The following is a 12,431-nucleotide window of genomic DNA, read 5'->3' on the forward strand; positions in this document are numbered from 1 at the left end:
GGCGACAACATCAAAATGGTTGTTACCCTGATCCACCCGATCGCGATGGACGACGGTCTGCGTTTCGCAATCCGTGAAGGCGGCCGTACCGTTGGCGCGGGCGTTGTTGCTAAAGTTCTCGGCTAATTACTCGTTAATTAGTTTTGAATTGAAGAGGGCGCTTCGGCGCCCTTTTTGTTGCCTGCTATTTAGCCGCTGTTATATTTATTCACCCTTTTTAACGCTTTTCCCGTGGCATAAATTGCACTGCGCTATTGTAATCATAACCATTCTCATTTACACTTTGCGCAGAAATTGAACGGGAGCGATCATGTACGTTTGTTTGTGTAACGGTATAAGCGATAAAAAAATCCGCCAGGCTGTACGACAATTTCATCCACAGTCATTTCAACAGCTACGTAAATTTATTCCTGTGGGAAATCAATGTGGTAAATGTATTCGCGCCGCGCGAGAAGTAATGCAGGATGAGTTAACGCAAATGCCGGAATTTAAAGAGATCGCCTGAGTCACACTCTTTTTTTTGACATCCCTGTAGCCCCATCTACGCTCTAGAGAGTGGAAGCGGAGGGACTATAAAATGAAAGGTGATGTTAAGATCATAAATTATCTCAATAAACTATTGGGAAATGAGCTTGTCGCAATTAACCAGTACTTTCTTCATGCCCGTATGTTTAAAAACTGGGGGCTGACCAGGCTTAATGATGTTGAGTACCATGAATCCATTGATGAGATGAAACACGCAGATAAGTATATTGAGCGTATTTTATTTCTGGAAGGCATACCGAACCTACAGGATCTAGGCAAGCTGGGCATCGGTGAAGATGTCGAAGAGATGCTACGATCGGATCTCCGGCTCGAACTGGAAGGCGCAAAAGATCTACGTGAGGCAATAGCCTATGCCGATAGCGTTCATGATTATGTCAGCCGGGATATGATGATTGAAATTCTTGCCGACGAGGAAGGTCACATAGACTGGCTGGAAACCGAGCTGGATTTGATTACCAAACTTGGTATGCAAAATTATCTGCAATCACAAATTAAGGTTACCGATTAACCATCTGGAAAGAAATCATTCCAGCCTGTTATGAAACCCGCCACCGCCAGCCATGGCCCAAAAGGTAGCGGGTTTATTAATGCCGATTTACCTCTCACCAGTAGCGCGACGCCAAACCCGCCACAGGCCAACATGGCGGCAAGGAAAACCAGTAACGGCAGGCTTTCCCAACAATGCCACGCCCCTAAGGCAGCAAGGTACTTGACGTCGCCATATCCGAGCCCCTCTTTCTGATAACGCAGGCGATAGCTCCAGTAAATTAACGCGAATCCGCTATAGCCGGCGATAGCGCCCCAAAGCGCATCCGGTAAACGCTCCGGCAGGCAAATCTGGTGATAAAGCAGACCACCCCACAGCAATGGACAGGTAAACCGGTCAGGCAGCAGACCGGTACGCGCGTCGTATATGCCAAGTAATAAAGAGAACGATGCATAAAAAATGAGAAAGGGGAGGGCAGCAAACATAAGCAAATCCTCGTCAAGGCTTGTGCTCACCTTTATAGATTTATGCGACAGCAACAACGGCGTGTTGCCAGATTTGCCTGATGCCTTCCAAAGAAAAGACGCGCGTTGCCATCCCATGCGTACCATCTGGAATCATGCTCGCATAAGAATAAAGTGCTTAATTTCTATCCGACACTTGCGTCAGGCTGAGATTTACGTATAATGCGCGGGCTTGTCGTAATTGACGGCAGGTTCGATTTGAACCTCGAATAGCCGATTTGGCTATTTAACAATGCTCCCAATCGGGGAGCTACGTAAGAACGGTTACACTCTCCCATCAATCGTAATGGGTGTGAGGAGTAATCATTTTCGTTTATAAAATAATTGGAGCTCTGGTCTCATGCAGAACCAAAGAATCCGTATCCGCCTGAAAGCGTTTGATCATCGTCTGATCGATCAATCAACTGCGGAAATCGTCGAGACTGCCAAGCGCACTGGTGCGCAGGTTCGCGGTCCGATCCCGCTGCCGACCCGCAAAGAGCGCTTTACCGTTCTGATCTCTCCGCACGTTAACAAAGATGCGCGCGATCAGTACGAAATTCGCACTCACAAGCGTCTGGTTGACATCGTTGAGCCAACCGAGAAAACCGTTGATGCTCTGATGCGTCTGGACCTGGCTGCTGGTGTAGACGTGCAGATCAGCCTGGGTTAATCAGGTCATCGAGCGATTGAGAGGTTGATACAATGATTGGTTTAGTCGGTAAAAAAGTGGGTATGACCCGCATCTTCACAGAAGATGGCGTCTCTATCCCAGTAACCGTAATCGAAGTTGAAGCAAACCGTGTTACTCAGGTTAAAGACCTGGCTAACGATGGCTACCGCGCTGTTCAGGTTACTACGGGTGTTAAAAAAGCTAACCGTGTCACCAAGCCGGAAGCGGGTCACTTTGCTAAAGCTGGCGTAGAAGCTGGCCGTGGTCTGTGGGAATTCCGTCTGGCTGAAGGCGAAGAATACACCGTAGGTCAGAGCATCAGCGTTGAACTGTTTGCTGACGTTAAAAAAGTTGACGTAACCGGTACCTCTAAAGGTAAAGGTTTCGCTGGTACCGTTAAGCGCTGGAACTTCCGTACCCAGGACGCGACTCACGGTAACTCCTTGTCTCACCGCGTTCCGGGTTCTATCGGTCAGAACCAGACTCCGGGCAAAGTGTTCAAAGGCAAGAAAATGGCAGGTCAGATGGGTAATGAGCGCGTAACCGTTCAGAGCCTTGACGTAGTACGCGTTGACGCTGAGCGCAACCTGCTGCTGGTTAAGGGTGGCGTTCCGGGTGCGACCGGTTGCGACCTGATCGTTAAACCAGCTGTGAAGGCGTAAGGGGATAGCAATGGAATTAGTATTGAAAGACGCGCAGAGCGCGCTGACTGTTTCCGAAACTACCTTCGGTCGTGATTTCAACGAAGCGCTGGTTCACCAGGTTGTTGTTGCTTATGCAGCTGGTGCTCGTCAGGGTACTCGTGCTCAGAAGACTCGTGCTGAAGTAACTGGTTCCGGTAAAAAACCGTGGCGCCAGAAAGGCACCGGCCGTGCGCGTTCAGGTTCTATCAAGAGCCCGATCTGGCGTTCCGGTGGCGTGACCTTCGCTGCTCGTCCGCAGGACCACAGTCAAAAAGTTAACAAGAAGATGTACCGCGGCGCGCTGAAAAGCATCCTGTCCGAACTGGTACGTCAGGATCGTCTGATCGTTGTCGAGAAGTTCTCTGTAGAAGCGCCGAAAACTAAGCTGCTGGCACAGAAACTGAAAGACATGGCTCTGGAAGATGTGCTGATCATCACCGGTGAGCTGGACGAGAACCTGTTCCTGGCCGCACGTAACCTGCACAAGGTTGACGTACGCGATGCGACTGGTATCGACCCGGTTAGCCTGATCGCCTTCGACAAAGTCGTAATGACTGCTGATGCTGTTAAGCAAGTTGAGGAGATGCTGGCATGATTCGTGAAGAACGTCTGCTGAAGGTGCTGCGCGCACCGCACGTTTCTGAAAAAGCGTCTACTGCGATGGAAAAAACTAACACCATCGTTCTCAAAGTTGCTAAAGACGCGACCAAAGCAGAAATCAAAGCTGCTGTGCAGAAACTGTTTGAAGTCGAAGTCGAAGTCGTTAACACCCTGGTTGTTAAAGGGAAAGTTAAACGTCACGGACAGCGTATCGGTCGTCGTAGCGACTGGAAAAAAGCTTACGTCACCCTGAAAGAAGGCCAGAATCTGGACTTCGTCGGCGGCGCTGAGTAAGTCGGAGGAGTAATACAATGGCAGTTGTTAAATGTAAACCGACATCTCCGGGTCGTCGCCACGTCGTTAAAGTGGTCAACCCAGAGCTGCACAAGGGCAAACCTTTTGCTCCGCTGGTTGAAAAAAACAGCAAATCCGGTGGTCGTAACAACAATGGCCGTATCACCACTCGTCATATCGGTGGTGGTCACAAACAGGCTTATCGTATTGTTGACTTCAAACGCAACAAAGACGGTATCCCGGCAGTTGTTGAACGTCTTGAGTACGATCCGAACCGTTCCGCGAACATCGCGCTGGTTCTGTACAAAGATGGCGAACGCCGTTACATCCTGGCCCCGAAAGGCCTGAAAGCTGGCGACCAGATTCAGTCTGGCGTTGATGCTGCAATCAAAGCAGGCAACACCCTGCCGATGCGCAATATCCCGGTTGGTTCTACCGTTCATAACGTAGAAATGAAACCAGGTAAAGGCGGTCAGCTGGCGCGTTCCGCTGGTACTTACGTTCAGATCGTTGCTCGCGATGGCGCTTATGTCACCCTGCGTCTGCGTTCTGGTGAAATGCGTAAAGTCGAAGCAGACTGCCGTGCAACTCTGGGCGAAGTTGGCAATGCTGAGCATATGCTGCGCGTTCTGGGTAAAGCAGGTGCTGCACGCTGGCGTGGTGTTCGTCCGACCGTTCGCGGTACCGCGATGAACCCAGTAGACCATCCACATGGTGGTGGTGAAGGTCGTAACTTTGGTAAGCACCCGGTAACTCCGTGGGGCGTTCAGACCAAAGGTAAGAAGACCCGCAGCAACAAGCGTACTGATAAATTCATCGTACGTCGCCGTAGCAAATAATTTTAGAGGATAAGCCATGCCACGTTCTCTCAAGAAAGGTCCTTTTATTGACCTACACTTGCTGAAGAAGGTAGAGAAAGCGGTGGAAAGCGGAGACAAGAAGCCCCTGCGCACTTGGTCCCGTCGTTCAACGATCTTTCCTAACATGATCGGTTTGACCATCGCTGTCCATAATGGTCGTCAGCACGTTCCGGTATTTGTTTCCGACGAAATGGTCGGTCACAAACTGGGTGAATTCGCACCGACTCGTACTTATCGCGGCCACGCTGCTGATAAAAAAGCGAAGAAGAAATAAACCAGGAGGAAGAGATGGAAACTTTAGCTCAACATCGCCATGCTCGTTCTTCTGCTCAGAAGGTTCGCCTTGTTGCTGACCTGATTCGCGGTAAGAAAGTGTCGCAGGCTCTGGATATTCTGACCTACACCAACAAGAAAGCGGCTGTACTGGTCAAAAAAGTTCTGGAATCTGCCATTGCTAACGCTGAACACAACGATGGCGCTGACATTGACGATCTGAAAGTGACGAAAATTTTCGTAGACGAAGGCCCGAGCATGAAGCGCATTATGCCGCGTGCAAAAGGTCGTGCAGATCGCATCCTGAAGCGCACCAGCCACATCACTGTGGTTGTGTCCGATCGCTGAGACTCTGGAGACTAGCAATGGGTCAGAAAGTACATCCTAATGGTATTCGCCTGGGTATTGTAAAACCATGGAACTCTACCTGGTTTGCGAACACCAAAGAATTCGCTGACAACCTGGACAGCGATTTTAAAGTACGTCAGTACCTGACGAAGGAACTGGCGAAAGCGTCCGTATCTCGTATCGTTATCGAGCGTCCGGCTAAGAGCATCCGTGTGACCATTCACACCGCTCGTCCGGGTATCGTTATCGGTAAAAAAGGTGAAGACGTAGAGAAACTGCGTAAGGTCGTAGCGGATATCGCTGGCGTTCCTGCACAGATCAATATCGCCGAAGTTCGTAAGCCTGAACTGGACGCTAAACTGGTTGCTGACAGCATCACTTCTCAGTTGGAACGTCGCGTTATGTTCCGTCGTGCGATGAAGCGTGCTGTACAGAACGCCATGCGTCTGGGCGCTAAAGGTATCAAAGTTGAAGTTAGCGGCCGTCTGGGCGGCGCGGAAATCGCACGTACCGAATGGTACCGCGAAGGTCGCGTACCGCTGCACACTCTGCGTGCTGACATCGATTACAATACCTCTGAAGCGCACACCACTTACGGTGTAATCGGCGTTAAAGTGTGGATCTTCAAAGGCGAGATCCTGGGTGGTATGGCTGCTGTTGAACAACCGGAAAAACCGGCTGCTCAACCTAAAAAGCAGCAGCGTAAAGGCCGTAAATAAGGAGCGTCGCTGATGTTACAACCAAAGCGTACAAAATTCCGTAAAATGCACAAAGGCCGCAACCGTGGTCTGGCTGCTGGCGCGGATGTTAGCTTCGGCAGCTTCGGCCTGAAAGCTGTTGGCCGTGGTCGTCTGACTGCCCGTCAGATCGAAGCAGCACGTCGTGCTATGACCCGTGCAGTTAAGCGTCAAGGTAAGATCTGGATCCGTGTATTCCCGGACAAACCGATCACTGAAAAGCCGCTGGCAGTGCGTATGGGTAAAGGTAAAGGTAACGTGGAGTATTGGGTTGCCTTGATTCAGCCGGGTAAAGTTCTGTATGAAATGGACGGCGTACCGGAAGAGCTGGCCCGTGAAGCATTCAAGCTGGCAGCAGCGAAACTGCCGATTAAAACCACCTTTGTAACTAAGACGGTGATGTAATGAAAGCAAAAGAGCTGCGTGAGAAGAGCGTTGAAGAGCTGAACACCGAGCTACTGAACCTGCTGCGTGAGCAGTTCAATCTGCGTATGCAGGCTGCAAGTGGCCAGTTGCAACAGTCTCACCTGTTGAAGCAAGTGCGTCGTGATGTCGCACGCGTTAAGACTTTACTGACTGAGAAGGCGGGTGCGTAATGACCGATAAAATCCGTACTCTGCAAGGTCGCGTGGTTAGCGACAAAATGGAGAAATCCATTGTTGTTGCTATCGAACGTTTTGTGAAACACCCGATCTACGGTAAATTCATCAAGCGTACGACCAAAATGCACGTACATGACGAGAACAATGAATGCGGTATCGGCGACGTGGTTGAAATCCGCGAATGCCGTCCGCTGTCCAAGACTAAATCCTGGACTCTGGTTCGCGTTGTAGAGAAAGCAGTTCTGTAATACAGTACGCATTCTCAACGAATAAACGGCTCAGCGATGGGCCGTTTATTTTTTCTACCCATATCTTATTTGCGGTGTTATAATGCCGCGCCCCCGATATGGGGTTTTTTTAACGACCTGATTTTCGGGTCTCAGTAGTAGTTGACATTAGCGGAGCACTAAAATGATCCAAGAACAGACTATGCTGAACGTCGCCGACAACTCCGGTGCGCGTCGCGTAATGTGTATCAAGGTTCTGGGTGGCTCGCACCGTCGCTACGCAGGCGTAGGCGACATCATTAAGATCACCATCAAAGAAGCGATTCCGCGTGGTAAGGTCAAAAAAGGTGATGTGCTGAAGGCGGTAGTGGTGCGCACCAAGAAGGGTGTTCGTCGCCCGGACGGTTCTGTCATTCGCTTCGATGGTAATGCATGCGTTATTTTAAACAATAACAGCGAGCAGCCTATCGGTACGCGTATTTTTGGGCCGGTAACTCGTGAACTTCGTAACGAGAAGTTCATGAAAATTATCTCTCTGGCACCAGAAGTACTCTAAGGAGCGAATCATGGCAGCGAAAATCCGTCGTGATGACGAAGTTATCGTGTTAACCGGTAAAGATAAAGGTAAGCGCGGTAAAGTTAAGAATGTCCTGTCTTCCGGCAAGGTCATTGTTGAAGGTATCAACCTGGTTAAGAAACATCAGAAGCCGGTTCCGGCGCTGAACCAACCGGGCGGCATCGTTGAAAAAGAAGCTGCAATTCAGGTTTCTAACGTTGCAATCTTCAATGCGGCAACCGGCAAGGCTGACCGTGTAGGCTTTAGATTCGAAGACGGTAAAAAAGTCCGTTTCTTCAAGTCTAACAGCGAAACTATCAAGTAATTTGGAGTAGTACGATGGCGAAACTGCATGATTACTACAAAGACGAAGTAGTTAAAAAACTCATGACTGAGTTTAACTACAATTCTGTCATGCAAGTCCCTCGGGTCGAGAAGATCACCCTGAACATGGGTGTTGGTGAAGCGATCGCTGACAAGAAACTGCTGGATAACGCAGCAGCAGATCTGACAGCAATCTCCGGTCAAAAACCGCTGATCACCAAAGCACGCAAATCTGTTGCAGGCTTCAAAATCCGTCAGGGCTATCCGATCGGCTGTAAAGTAACTCTGCGTGGCGAACGCATGTGGGAGTTCTTTGAGCGCCTGATCACTATTGCTGTACCGCGTATCCGTGACTTCCGTGGCTTGTCCGCTAAGTCATTCGACGGTCGTGGTAACTACAGCATGGGTGTCCGTGAGCAGATCATCTTCCCAGAAATCGACTACGATAAAGTCGACCGCGTTCGTGGTTTGGATATTACCATTACCACTACTGCGAAATCTGACGAAGAAGGCCGTGCTCTGCTGGCTGCCTTTGACTTCCCGTTCCGCAAGTAAGGTAGGGTTACTAAATGGCTAAGCAATCAATGAAAGCACGCGAAGTAAAACGCGTAGCTTTAGCTGATAAATACTTCGCGAAACGCGCTGAACTGAAAGCGATCATCTCTGATGTGAACGCTTCCGACGAAGATCGTTGGAATGCGGTTCTGAAGCTGCAGTCTCTGCCGCGTGATTCCAGCCCGTCCCGTCAGCGTAACCGCTGCCGTCAAACAGGTCGTCCACATGGTTATGTGGGCAAGTTCGGGTTGAGCCGTATTAAGCTGCGTGAAGCCGCCATGCGCGGTGAAGTACCAGGCTTGAAAAAGGCTAGCTGGTAATTGTCACCAATTGAATCACGGGAGTAAAGACAGATGAGCATGCAAGATCCGATCGCGGATATGCTGACCCGTATCCGTAACGGTCAGGCCGCGAACAAAGCTGCGGTCACCATGCCTTCCTCCAAGCTGAAAGTGGCGATTGCCAACGTGCTGAAGGAAGAAGGTTTTATTGAAGATTTTAAAGTTGAAGGCGACACCAAGCCGGAACTGGAACTGACTCTTAAGTATTTCCAGGGTAAAGCTGTTGTAGAAAGCATTCAGCGTGTCAGCCGCCCAGGTCTGCGCATCTATAAAGGTAAAGATGAGCTACCGAAAGTTATGGCCGGACTGGGTATCGCAGTTGTTTCTACCTCTAAAGGTGTTATGACTGATCGTGCAGCGCGCCAGGCTGGTCTTGGTGGCGAAATTATCTGCTACGTAGCCTAATCGGAGGAAAAAATGTCTCGTGTTGCTAAAGCACCGGTCGTTGTTCCTGCCGGCGTTGATGTAAAAATCAACGGTCAGGTTATTACGATCAAAGGTAAAAACGGCGAGCTGACTCGTACTCTCAACGATGCTGTTGAAGTTAAACATGCAGATAATGCACTGACCTTCGGTCCGCGTGATGGTTACGCAGACGGTTGGGCACAGGCTGGTACCGCGCGTGCCCTGCTGAACTCAATGGTTATCGGTGTTACCGAAGGCTTCACTAAGAAGCTGCAGCTGGTTGGTGTAGGTTATCGTGCAGCGGTTAAAGGGAATGTTGTAAACCTGTCTTTAGGTTTCTCTCACCCGGTTGACCATCAGTTGCCGGCAGGTATTACTGCTGAATGTCCGACTCAGACTGAAATCGTGCTGAAAGGCGCTGATAAGCAGGTGATCGGGCAGGTTGCAGCAGATCTGCGCGCCTACCGTCGTCCTGAGCCTTACAAAGGCAAGGGTGTTCGTTACGCCGACGAAGTCGTGCGTACCAAAGAGGCTAAGAAGAAGTAAGGTAACACTATGGATAAGAAATCTGCTCGTATCCGTCGTGCGACCCGCGCACGCCGCAAGCTCAAAGAGCTGGGCGCAACTCGCCTGGTGGTACATCGTACCCCGCGTCATATTTACGCACAGGTAATTGCACCGAACGGTTCTGAAGTTCTGGTAGCTGCTTCTACAGTAGAAAAAGCTATCGCTGAACAACTGAAGTACACCGGTAACAAAGACGCTGCAGCAGCTGTGGGTAAAGCTGTCGCTGAACGCGCTCTGGAAAAAGGCATCAAAGATGTGTCCTTTGACCGTTCCGGGTTCCAATATCATGGTCGTGTCCAGGCACTGGCAGATGCTGCCCGTGAAGCTGGCCTTCAGTTCTAAGGTAGAGGTGTAAGATGGCTCACATCGAAAAACAAGCTGGCGAACTGCAGGAAAAGCTGATCGCGGTAAACCGCGTATCTAAAACCGTTAAAGGTGGTCGTATTTTCTCCTTCACAGCTCTGACTGTAGTAGGCGATGGTAACGGTCGCGTTGGTTTTGGTTACGGTAAAGCGCGCGAAGTTCCAGCAGCGATCCAGAAAGCGATGGAAAAAGCCCGTCGCAATATGATTAACGTCGCGCTGAACAACGGCACCCTGCAACACCCGGTTAAAGGTGTTCACACGGGGTCTCGTGTATTCATGCAGCCAGCTTCCGAAGGTACCGGTATCATCGCCGGTGGTGCAATGCGCGCCGTTCTGGAAGTTGCTGGGGTTCATAACGTTCTGGCTAAAGCATACGGTTCCACCAACCCGATCAACGTGGTTCGTGCAACTATTGATGGCCTGGAAAATATGAATTCTCCAGAAATGGTCGCTGCCAAGCGTGGTAAATCCGTTGAAGAAATTCTGGGGAAATAAACCATGGCAAAGACTATTAAAATTACTCAAACCCGCAGTGCAATCGGTCGTTTGCCGAAACACAAGGCAACGCTGCTTGGCCTGGGTCTGCGTCGTATTGGTCACACCGTTGAGCGCGAGGATACTCCTGCTGTTCGTGGTATGGTCAACGCGGTTTCCTTCATGGTTAAAGTTGAGGAGTAAGAGATGCGTTTAAATACTCTGTCTCCGGCCGAAGGCTCCAAAAAGGCGGGTAAACGCCTGGGTCGTGGTATCGGTTCTGGCCTCGGTAAAACCGGTGGTCGTGGTCACAAAGGTCAGAAATCTCGTTCTGGCGGTGGCGTACGTCGCGGTTTCGAAGGTGGTCAGATGCCTCTGTACCGTCGTCTGCCGAAATTCGGCTTCACTTCTCGTAAAGCAGCGATTACAGCCGAAGTTCGTCTGTCTGACCTGGCTAAAGTAGAAGGCGGCGTTGTAGACCTGAACACGCTCAAAGCGGCAAACATTATCGGTATCCAGATCGAGTTCGCAAAAGTGATCCTGGCTGGTGAAGTCACTACTCCGGTAACTGTTCGTGGCCTGCGTGTTACTAAAGGCGCTCGTGCTGCTATTGAAGCTGCTGGCGGTAAAATCGAGGAATAAGTAGCAGATGGCTAAACAACCGGGATTAGATTTTCAAAGTGCCAAAGGTGGCTTAGGCGAGCTGAAACGCAGACTGCTGTTTGTTATCGGCGCGCTGATTGTGTTCCGTATTGGCTCTTTTATTCCGATCCCTGGTATTGATGCCGCTGTACTTGCCAAACTGCTTGAGCAACAGCGAGGCACCATCATTGAAATGTTTAACATGTTCTCTGGTGGTGCTCTCAGCCGTGCTTCTATCTTTGCCCTGGGTATCATGCCGTATATTTCGGCGTCGATCATTATCCAGCTACTGACGGTGGTTCACCCAACGTTGGCGGAAATTAAGAAAGAAGGGGAGTCTGGTCGTCGTAAGATCAGCCAGTACACCCGCTACGGTACTCTGGTGCTGGCGATATTCCAGTCGATCGGTATCGCTACCGGTCTACCGAATATGCCAGGTATGCAAGGCCTGGTGATGAACCCAGGCTTTGCATTCTATTTCACCGCTGTTGTAAGTCTGGTTACAGGAACTATGTTCCTGATGTGGCTCGGCGAACAGATTACTGAGCGTGGTATCGGTAACGGTATCTCGATCATTATCTTCGCCGGTATTGTCGCGGGGCTCCCGCCAGCCATTGCCCATACTATCGAGCAAGCGCGTCAAGGCGACCTGCACTTCCTCGTGTTGCTGTTGGTTGCAGTATTAGTATTTGCAGTGACGTTCTTTGTAGTATTCGTTGAACGTGGTCAACGCCGTATTGTGGTAAACTACGCCAAACGTCAGCAAGGTCGTCGTGTCTATGCTGCACAGAGCACACATTTACCGCTGAAAGTGAATATGGCGGGGGTAATCCCGGCAATTTTCGCTTCCAGTATTATTCTGTTCCCGGCGACCATCGCATCATGGTTCGGGGGCGGTACTGGTTGGAACTGGCTGACAACAATTTCGCTGTATTTGCAGCCTGGGCAACCGCTTTATGTGTTACTCTATGCGTCTGCAATCATCTTCTTCTGTTTCTTCTACACGGCGTTGGTTTTCAACCCGCGTGAAACAGCAGATAACCTGAAGAAGTCCGGTGCATTTGTACCAGGAATTCGTCCGGGAGAGCAAACGGCGAAGTATATCGATAAAGTAATGACCCGCCTGACTCTGGTTGGTGCGCTGTATATTACCTTTATCTGCCTGATCCCGGAGTTCATGCGTGATGCAATGAAAGTGCCGTTCTACTTCGGTGGGACTTCACTGCTTATCGTTGTTGTCGTGATTATGGACTTTATGGCTCAAGTGCAAACTCTGATGATGTCCAGTCAGTATGAGTCTGCATTGAAGAAGGCGAACCTGAAAGGCTACGGCCGTTAATTGGTCGCCTGAGAAGTTACGGAGAGTAAA

25 protein-coding genes and 1 pseudogene are annotated in these 12,431 nt (G+C 50.2%); 25 read left to right on the plus strand and 1 reads right to left on the minus strand.

The window, feature by feature from the left end; all coding sequences use genetic code 11:
• The 3 genes and pseudogenes from tuf to bfr all read left to right on the plus strand — a co-directional run.
• A pseudogene (tuf, locus tag F4V61_RS21320) lies at window positions 1-126 on the plus strand (elongation factor Tu); the annotation flags it as partial.
• A 184-nt stretch (window positions 127-310) separates the two neighbouring features.
• The gene (bfd, locus tag F4V61_RS21325; protein WP_000289082.1) at window positions 311-505 is read left to right on the plus strand and encodes a bacterioferritin-associated ferredoxin; all 195 of its coding nucleotides are present in this window, start codon (window positions 311-313) and stop codon (window positions 503-505) included.
• Window positions 506-577: 72 nt separating this feature from the next.
• Complete coding sequence (gene bfr, locus F4V61_RS21330; RefSeq protein WP_000675531.1) at window positions 578-1,054, plus strand: bacterioferritin; 477 nt, start codon at window positions 578-580, stop codon at window positions 1,052-1,054.
• Here bfr and hopD read toward each other — a convergent pair.
• Complete coding sequence (gene hopD / locus F4V61_RS21335) at window positions 1,051-1,518, minus strand: prepilin peptidase (RefSeq protein ID WP_000457052.1); 468 nt, start codon at window positions 1,516-1,518, stop codon at window positions 1,051-1,053. The genes bfr and hopD overlap by 4 nt on opposite strands.
• A gap of 379 nt (window positions 1,519-1,897) precedes the next feature.
• Between hopD and rpsJ the strand changes: the two genes are divergently transcribed.
• The 22 genes from rpsJ (at window position 1,898) to secY (ending at window position 12,401) form a co-directional block, all read left to right on the plus strand.
• On the plus strand, window positions 1,898-2,209 hold the full coding sequence (rpsJ, locus tag F4V61_RS21340) for a 30S ribosomal protein S10 (protein WP_001181005.1): 312 nt from the start codon (window positions 1,898-1,900) through the stop codon (window positions 2,207-2,209).
• Between the two features lie 32 nt (window positions 2,210-2,241).
• Window positions 2,242-2,871: a 50S ribosomal protein L3 gene (gene rplC / locus F4V61_RS21345; RefSeq protein ID WP_000579840.1), complete on the plus strand. Its 630-nt coding sequence runs from the start codon at window positions 2,242-2,244 to the stop codon at window positions 2,869-2,871.
• A 10-nt stretch (window positions 2,872-2,881) separates the two neighbouring features.
• On the plus strand, window positions 2,882-3,487 hold the full coding sequence (gene rplD, locus F4V61_RS21350; protein WP_000424395.1) for a 50S ribosomal protein L4: 606 nt from the start codon (window positions 2,882-2,884) through the stop codon (window positions 3,485-3,487).
• Complete coding sequence (gene rplW / locus F4V61_RS21355) at window positions 3,484-3,786, plus strand: 50S ribosomal protein L23 (RefSeq protein WP_000617546.1); 303 nt, start codon at window positions 3,484-3,486, stop codon at window positions 3,784-3,786. The genes rplD and rplW overlap by 4 nt, the downstream gene beginning before the upstream one ends.
• Window positions 3,787-3,803: 17 nt before the next feature.
• Window positions 3,804-4,625, plus strand: a complete 822-nt coding sequence (gene rplB / locus F4V61_RS21360; protein WP_000301869.1) for a 50S ribosomal protein L2 — start codon at window positions 3,804-3,806, stop codon at window positions 4,623-4,625.
• Between the two features lie 16 nt (window positions 4,626-4,641).
• Window positions 4,642-4,920 (plus strand): 30S ribosomal protein S19, encoded by a 279-nt coding sequence (gene rpsS / locus F4V61_RS21365; protein ID WP_001138115.1) that lies wholly within the window; start codon window positions 4,642-4,644, stop codon window positions 4,918-4,920.
• Between the two features lie 14 nt (window positions 4,921-4,934).
• Entirely contained in the window at window positions 4,935-5,267 is a 333-nt protein-coding gene (rplV, locus tag F4V61_RS21370; RefSeq protein WP_000448832.1) for a 50S ribosomal protein L22, read from the plus strand.
• Window positions 5,268-5,284: 17 nt separating this feature from the next.
• Window positions 5,285-5,986 (plus strand): 30S ribosomal protein S3, encoded by a 702-nt coding sequence (rpsC, locus tag F4V61_RS21375; protein WP_000529945.1) that lies wholly within the window; start codon window positions 5,285-5,287, stop codon window positions 5,984-5,986.
• Window positions 5,987-5,998: 12 nt separating this feature from the next.
• Window positions 5,999-6,409: a 50S ribosomal protein L16 gene (gene rplP, locus F4V61_RS21380; RefSeq protein ID WP_000941208.1), complete on the plus strand. Its 411-nt coding sequence runs from the start codon at window positions 5,999-6,001 to the stop codon at window positions 6,407-6,409.
• Window positions 6,409-6,600 (plus strand): 50S ribosomal protein L29, encoded by a 192-nt coding sequence (rpmC, locus tag F4V61_RS21385; RefSeq protein ID WP_000644742.1) that lies wholly within the window; start codon window positions 6,409-6,411, stop codon window positions 6,598-6,600. The genes rplP and rpmC overlap by 1 nt, the downstream gene beginning before the upstream one ends.
• On the plus strand, window positions 6,600-6,854 hold the full coding sequence (rpsQ, locus tag F4V61_RS21390) for a 30S ribosomal protein S17 (RefSeq protein WP_000130101.1): 255 nt from the start codon (window positions 6,600-6,602) through the stop codon (window positions 6,852-6,854). The genes rpmC and rpsQ overlap by 1 nt, the downstream gene beginning before the upstream one ends.
• 163 nt (window positions 6,855-7,017) lie before the next feature.
• Window positions 7,018-7,389: a 50S ribosomal protein L14 gene (gene rplN, locus F4V61_RS21395; protein WP_000613954.1), complete on the plus strand. Its 372-nt coding sequence runs from the start codon at window positions 7,018-7,020 to the stop codon at window positions 7,387-7,389.
• 10 nt (window positions 7,390-7,399) lie between these two features.
• Entirely contained in the window at window positions 7,400-7,714 is a 315-nt protein-coding gene (rplX, locus tag F4V61_RS21400; protein WP_000729185.1) for a 50S ribosomal protein L24, read from the plus strand.
• 14 nt (window positions 7,715-7,728) lie between these two features.
• On the plus strand, window positions 7,729-8,268 hold the full coding sequence (gene rplE / locus F4V61_RS21405; RefSeq protein ID WP_001096202.1) for a 50S ribosomal protein L5: 540 nt from the start codon (window positions 7,729-7,731) through the stop codon (window positions 8,266-8,268).
• 14 nt (window positions 8,269-8,282) lie between these two features.
• Window positions 8,283-8,588: a 30S ribosomal protein S14 gene (gene rpsN / locus F4V61_RS21410; RefSeq protein WP_001118929.1), complete on the plus strand. Its 306-nt coding sequence runs from the start codon at window positions 8,283-8,285 to the stop codon at window positions 8,586-8,588.
• A 33-nt stretch (window positions 8,589-8,621) separates the two neighbouring features.
• Window positions 8,622-9,014, plus strand: a complete 393-nt coding sequence (rpsH, locus tag F4V61_RS21415; protein WP_000062609.1) for a 30S ribosomal protein S8 — start codon at window positions 8,622-8,624, stop codon at window positions 9,012-9,014.
• A gap of 12 nt (window positions 9,015-9,026) precedes the next feature.
• Complete coding sequence (rplF, locus tag F4V61_RS21420; protein WP_000091939.1) at window positions 9,027-9,560, plus strand: 50S ribosomal protein L6; 534 nt, start codon at window positions 9,027-9,029, stop codon at window positions 9,558-9,560.
• Between the two features lie 9 nt (window positions 9,561-9,569).
• Window positions 9,570-9,923, plus strand: a complete 354-nt coding sequence (gene rplR, locus F4V61_RS21425; protein WP_000358956.1) for a 50S ribosomal protein L18 — start codon at window positions 9,570-9,572, stop codon at window positions 9,921-9,923.
• 14 nt (window positions 9,924-9,937) lie between these two features.
• A complete protein-coding gene (gene rpsE / locus F4V61_RS21430; RefSeq protein ID WP_000940121.1) occupies window positions 9,938-10,441 on the plus strand; it encodes a 30S ribosomal protein S5 in 504 nt (167 codons plus the stop codon).
• 3 nt (window positions 10,442-10,444) lie between these two features.
• Window positions 10,445-10,624 carry a 50S ribosomal protein L30 gene (gene rpmD / locus F4V61_RS21435; RefSeq protein WP_001140434.1) on the plus strand — a complete coding sequence of 60 codons (180 nt, stop codon included), beginning with the start codon at window positions 10,445-10,447 and terminating at the stop codon, window positions 10,622-10,624.
• A gap of 3 nt (window positions 10,625-10,627) precedes the next feature.
• The gene (gene rplO, locus F4V61_RS21440) at window positions 10,628-11,062 is read left to right on the plus strand and encodes a 50S ribosomal protein L15 (RefSeq protein ID WP_001238917.1); all 435 of its coding nucleotides are present in this window, start codon (window positions 10,628-10,630) and stop codon (window positions 11,060-11,062) included.
• Window positions 11,063-11,069: 7 nt separating this feature from the next.
• Window positions 11,070-12,401: a preprotein translocase subunit SecY gene (gene secY / locus F4V61_RS21445; RefSeq protein WP_001118864.1), complete on the plus strand. Its 1,332-nt coding sequence runs from the start codon at window positions 11,070-11,072 to the stop codon at window positions 12,399-12,401.
• Window positions 12,402-12,431: the final 30 nt, after the last annotated feature.

The organism is Salmonella enterica subsp. arizonae (assembly GCF_008692845.1).
Taxonomy (GTDB): Bacteria; Pseudomonadota; Gammaproteobacteria; order Enterobacterales; family Enterobacteriaceae; genus Salmonella; species Salmonella arizonae.

What these genes read in the sequence shown, in the direction of transcription:
- bfd (WP_000289082.1), top strand. Translation starts at nt 311, where the DNA reads ATGTACGTTTGTTTGTGTAACGGTATAAGCGATAAAAAAATCCGCCAG.
- bfr (WP_000675531.1), top strand. Translation starts at nt 578, where the DNA reads ATGAAAGGTGATGTTAAGATCATAAATTATCTCAATAAACTATTGGGA.
- hopD (WP_000457052.1), bottom strand. Translation starts at nt 1,518, where the DNA reads ATGTTTGCTGCCCTCCCCTTTCTCATTTTTTATGCATCGTTCTCTTTA.
- rpsJ (WP_001181005.1), top strand. Translation starts at nt 1,898, where the DNA reads ATGCAGAACCAAAGAATCCGTATCCGCCTGAAAGCGTTTGATCATCGT.
- rplC (WP_000579840.1), top strand. Translation starts at nt 2,242, where the DNA reads ATGATTGGTTTAGTCGGTAAAAAAGTGGGTATGACCCGCATCTTCACA.
- rplD (WP_000424395.1), top strand. Translation starts at nt 2,882, where the DNA reads ATGGAATTAGTATTGAAAGACGCGCAGAGCGCGCTGACTGTTTCCGAA.
- rplW (WP_000617546.1), top strand. Translation starts at nt 3,484, where the DNA reads ATGATTCGTGAAGAACGTCTGCTGAAGGTGCTGCGCGCACCGCACGTT.
- rplB (WP_000301869.1), top strand. Translation starts at nt 3,804, where the DNA reads ATGGCAGTTGTTAAATGTAAACCGACATCTCCGGGTCGTCGCCACGTC.
- rpsS (WP_001138115.1), top strand. Translation starts at nt 4,642, where the DNA reads ATGCCACGTTCTCTCAAGAAAGGTCCTTTTATTGACCTACACTTGCTG.
- rplV (WP_000448832.1), top strand. Translation starts at nt 4,935, where the DNA reads ATGGAAACTTTAGCTCAACATCGCCATGCTCGTTCTTCTGCTCAGAAG.
- rpsC (WP_000529945.1), top strand. Translation starts at nt 5,285, where the DNA reads ATGGGTCAGAAAGTACATCCTAATGGTATTCGCCTGGGTATTGTAAAA.
- rplP (WP_000941208.1), top strand. Translation starts at nt 5,999, where the DNA reads ATGTTACAACCAAAGCGTACAAAATTCCGTAAAATGCACAAAGGCCGC.
- rpmC (WP_000644742.1), top strand. Translation starts at nt 6,409, where the DNA reads ATGAAAGCAAAAGAGCTGCGTGAGAAGAGCGTTGAAGAGCTGAACACC.
- rpsQ (WP_000130101.1), top strand. Translation starts at nt 6,600, where the DNA reads ATGACCGATAAAATCCGTACTCTGCAAGGTCGCGTGGTTAGCGACAAA.
- rplN (WP_000613954.1), top strand. Translation starts at nt 7,018, where the DNA reads ATGATCCAAGAACAGACTATGCTGAACGTCGCCGACAACTCCGGTGCG.
- rplX (WP_000729185.1), top strand. Translation starts at nt 7,400, where the DNA reads ATGGCAGCGAAAATCCGTCGTGATGACGAAGTTATCGTGTTAACCGGT.
- rplE (WP_001096202.1), top strand. Translation starts at nt 7,729, where the DNA reads ATGGCGAAACTGCATGATTACTACAAAGACGAAGTAGTTAAAAAACTC.
- rpsN (WP_001118929.1), top strand. Translation starts at nt 8,283, where the DNA reads ATGGCTAAGCAATCAATGAAAGCACGCGAAGTAAAACGCGTAGCTTTA.
- rpsH (WP_000062609.1), top strand. Translation starts at nt 8,622, where the DNA reads ATGAGCATGCAAGATCCGATCGCGGATATGCTGACCCGTATCCGTAAC.
- rplF (WP_000091939.1), top strand. Translation starts at nt 9,027, where the DNA reads ATGTCTCGTGTTGCTAAAGCACCGGTCGTTGTTCCTGCCGGCGTTGAT.
- rplR (WP_000358956.1), top strand. Translation starts at nt 9,570, where the DNA reads ATGGATAAGAAATCTGCTCGTATCCGTCGTGCGACCCGCGCACGCCGC.
- rpsE (WP_000940121.1), top strand. Translation starts at nt 9,938, where the DNA reads ATGGCTCACATCGAAAAACAAGCTGGCGAACTGCAGGAAAAGCTGATC.
- rpmD (WP_001140434.1), top strand. Translation starts at nt 10,445, where the DNA reads ATGGCAAAGACTATTAAAATTACTCAAACCCGCAGTGCAATCGGTCGT.
- rplO (WP_001238917.1), top strand. Translation starts at nt 10,628, where the DNA reads ATGCGTTTAAATACTCTGTCTCCGGCCGAAGGCTCCAAAAAGGCGGGT.
- secY (WP_001118864.1), top strand. Translation starts at nt 11,070, where the DNA reads ATGGCTAAACAACCGGGATTAGATTTTCAAAGTGCCAAAGGTGGCTTA.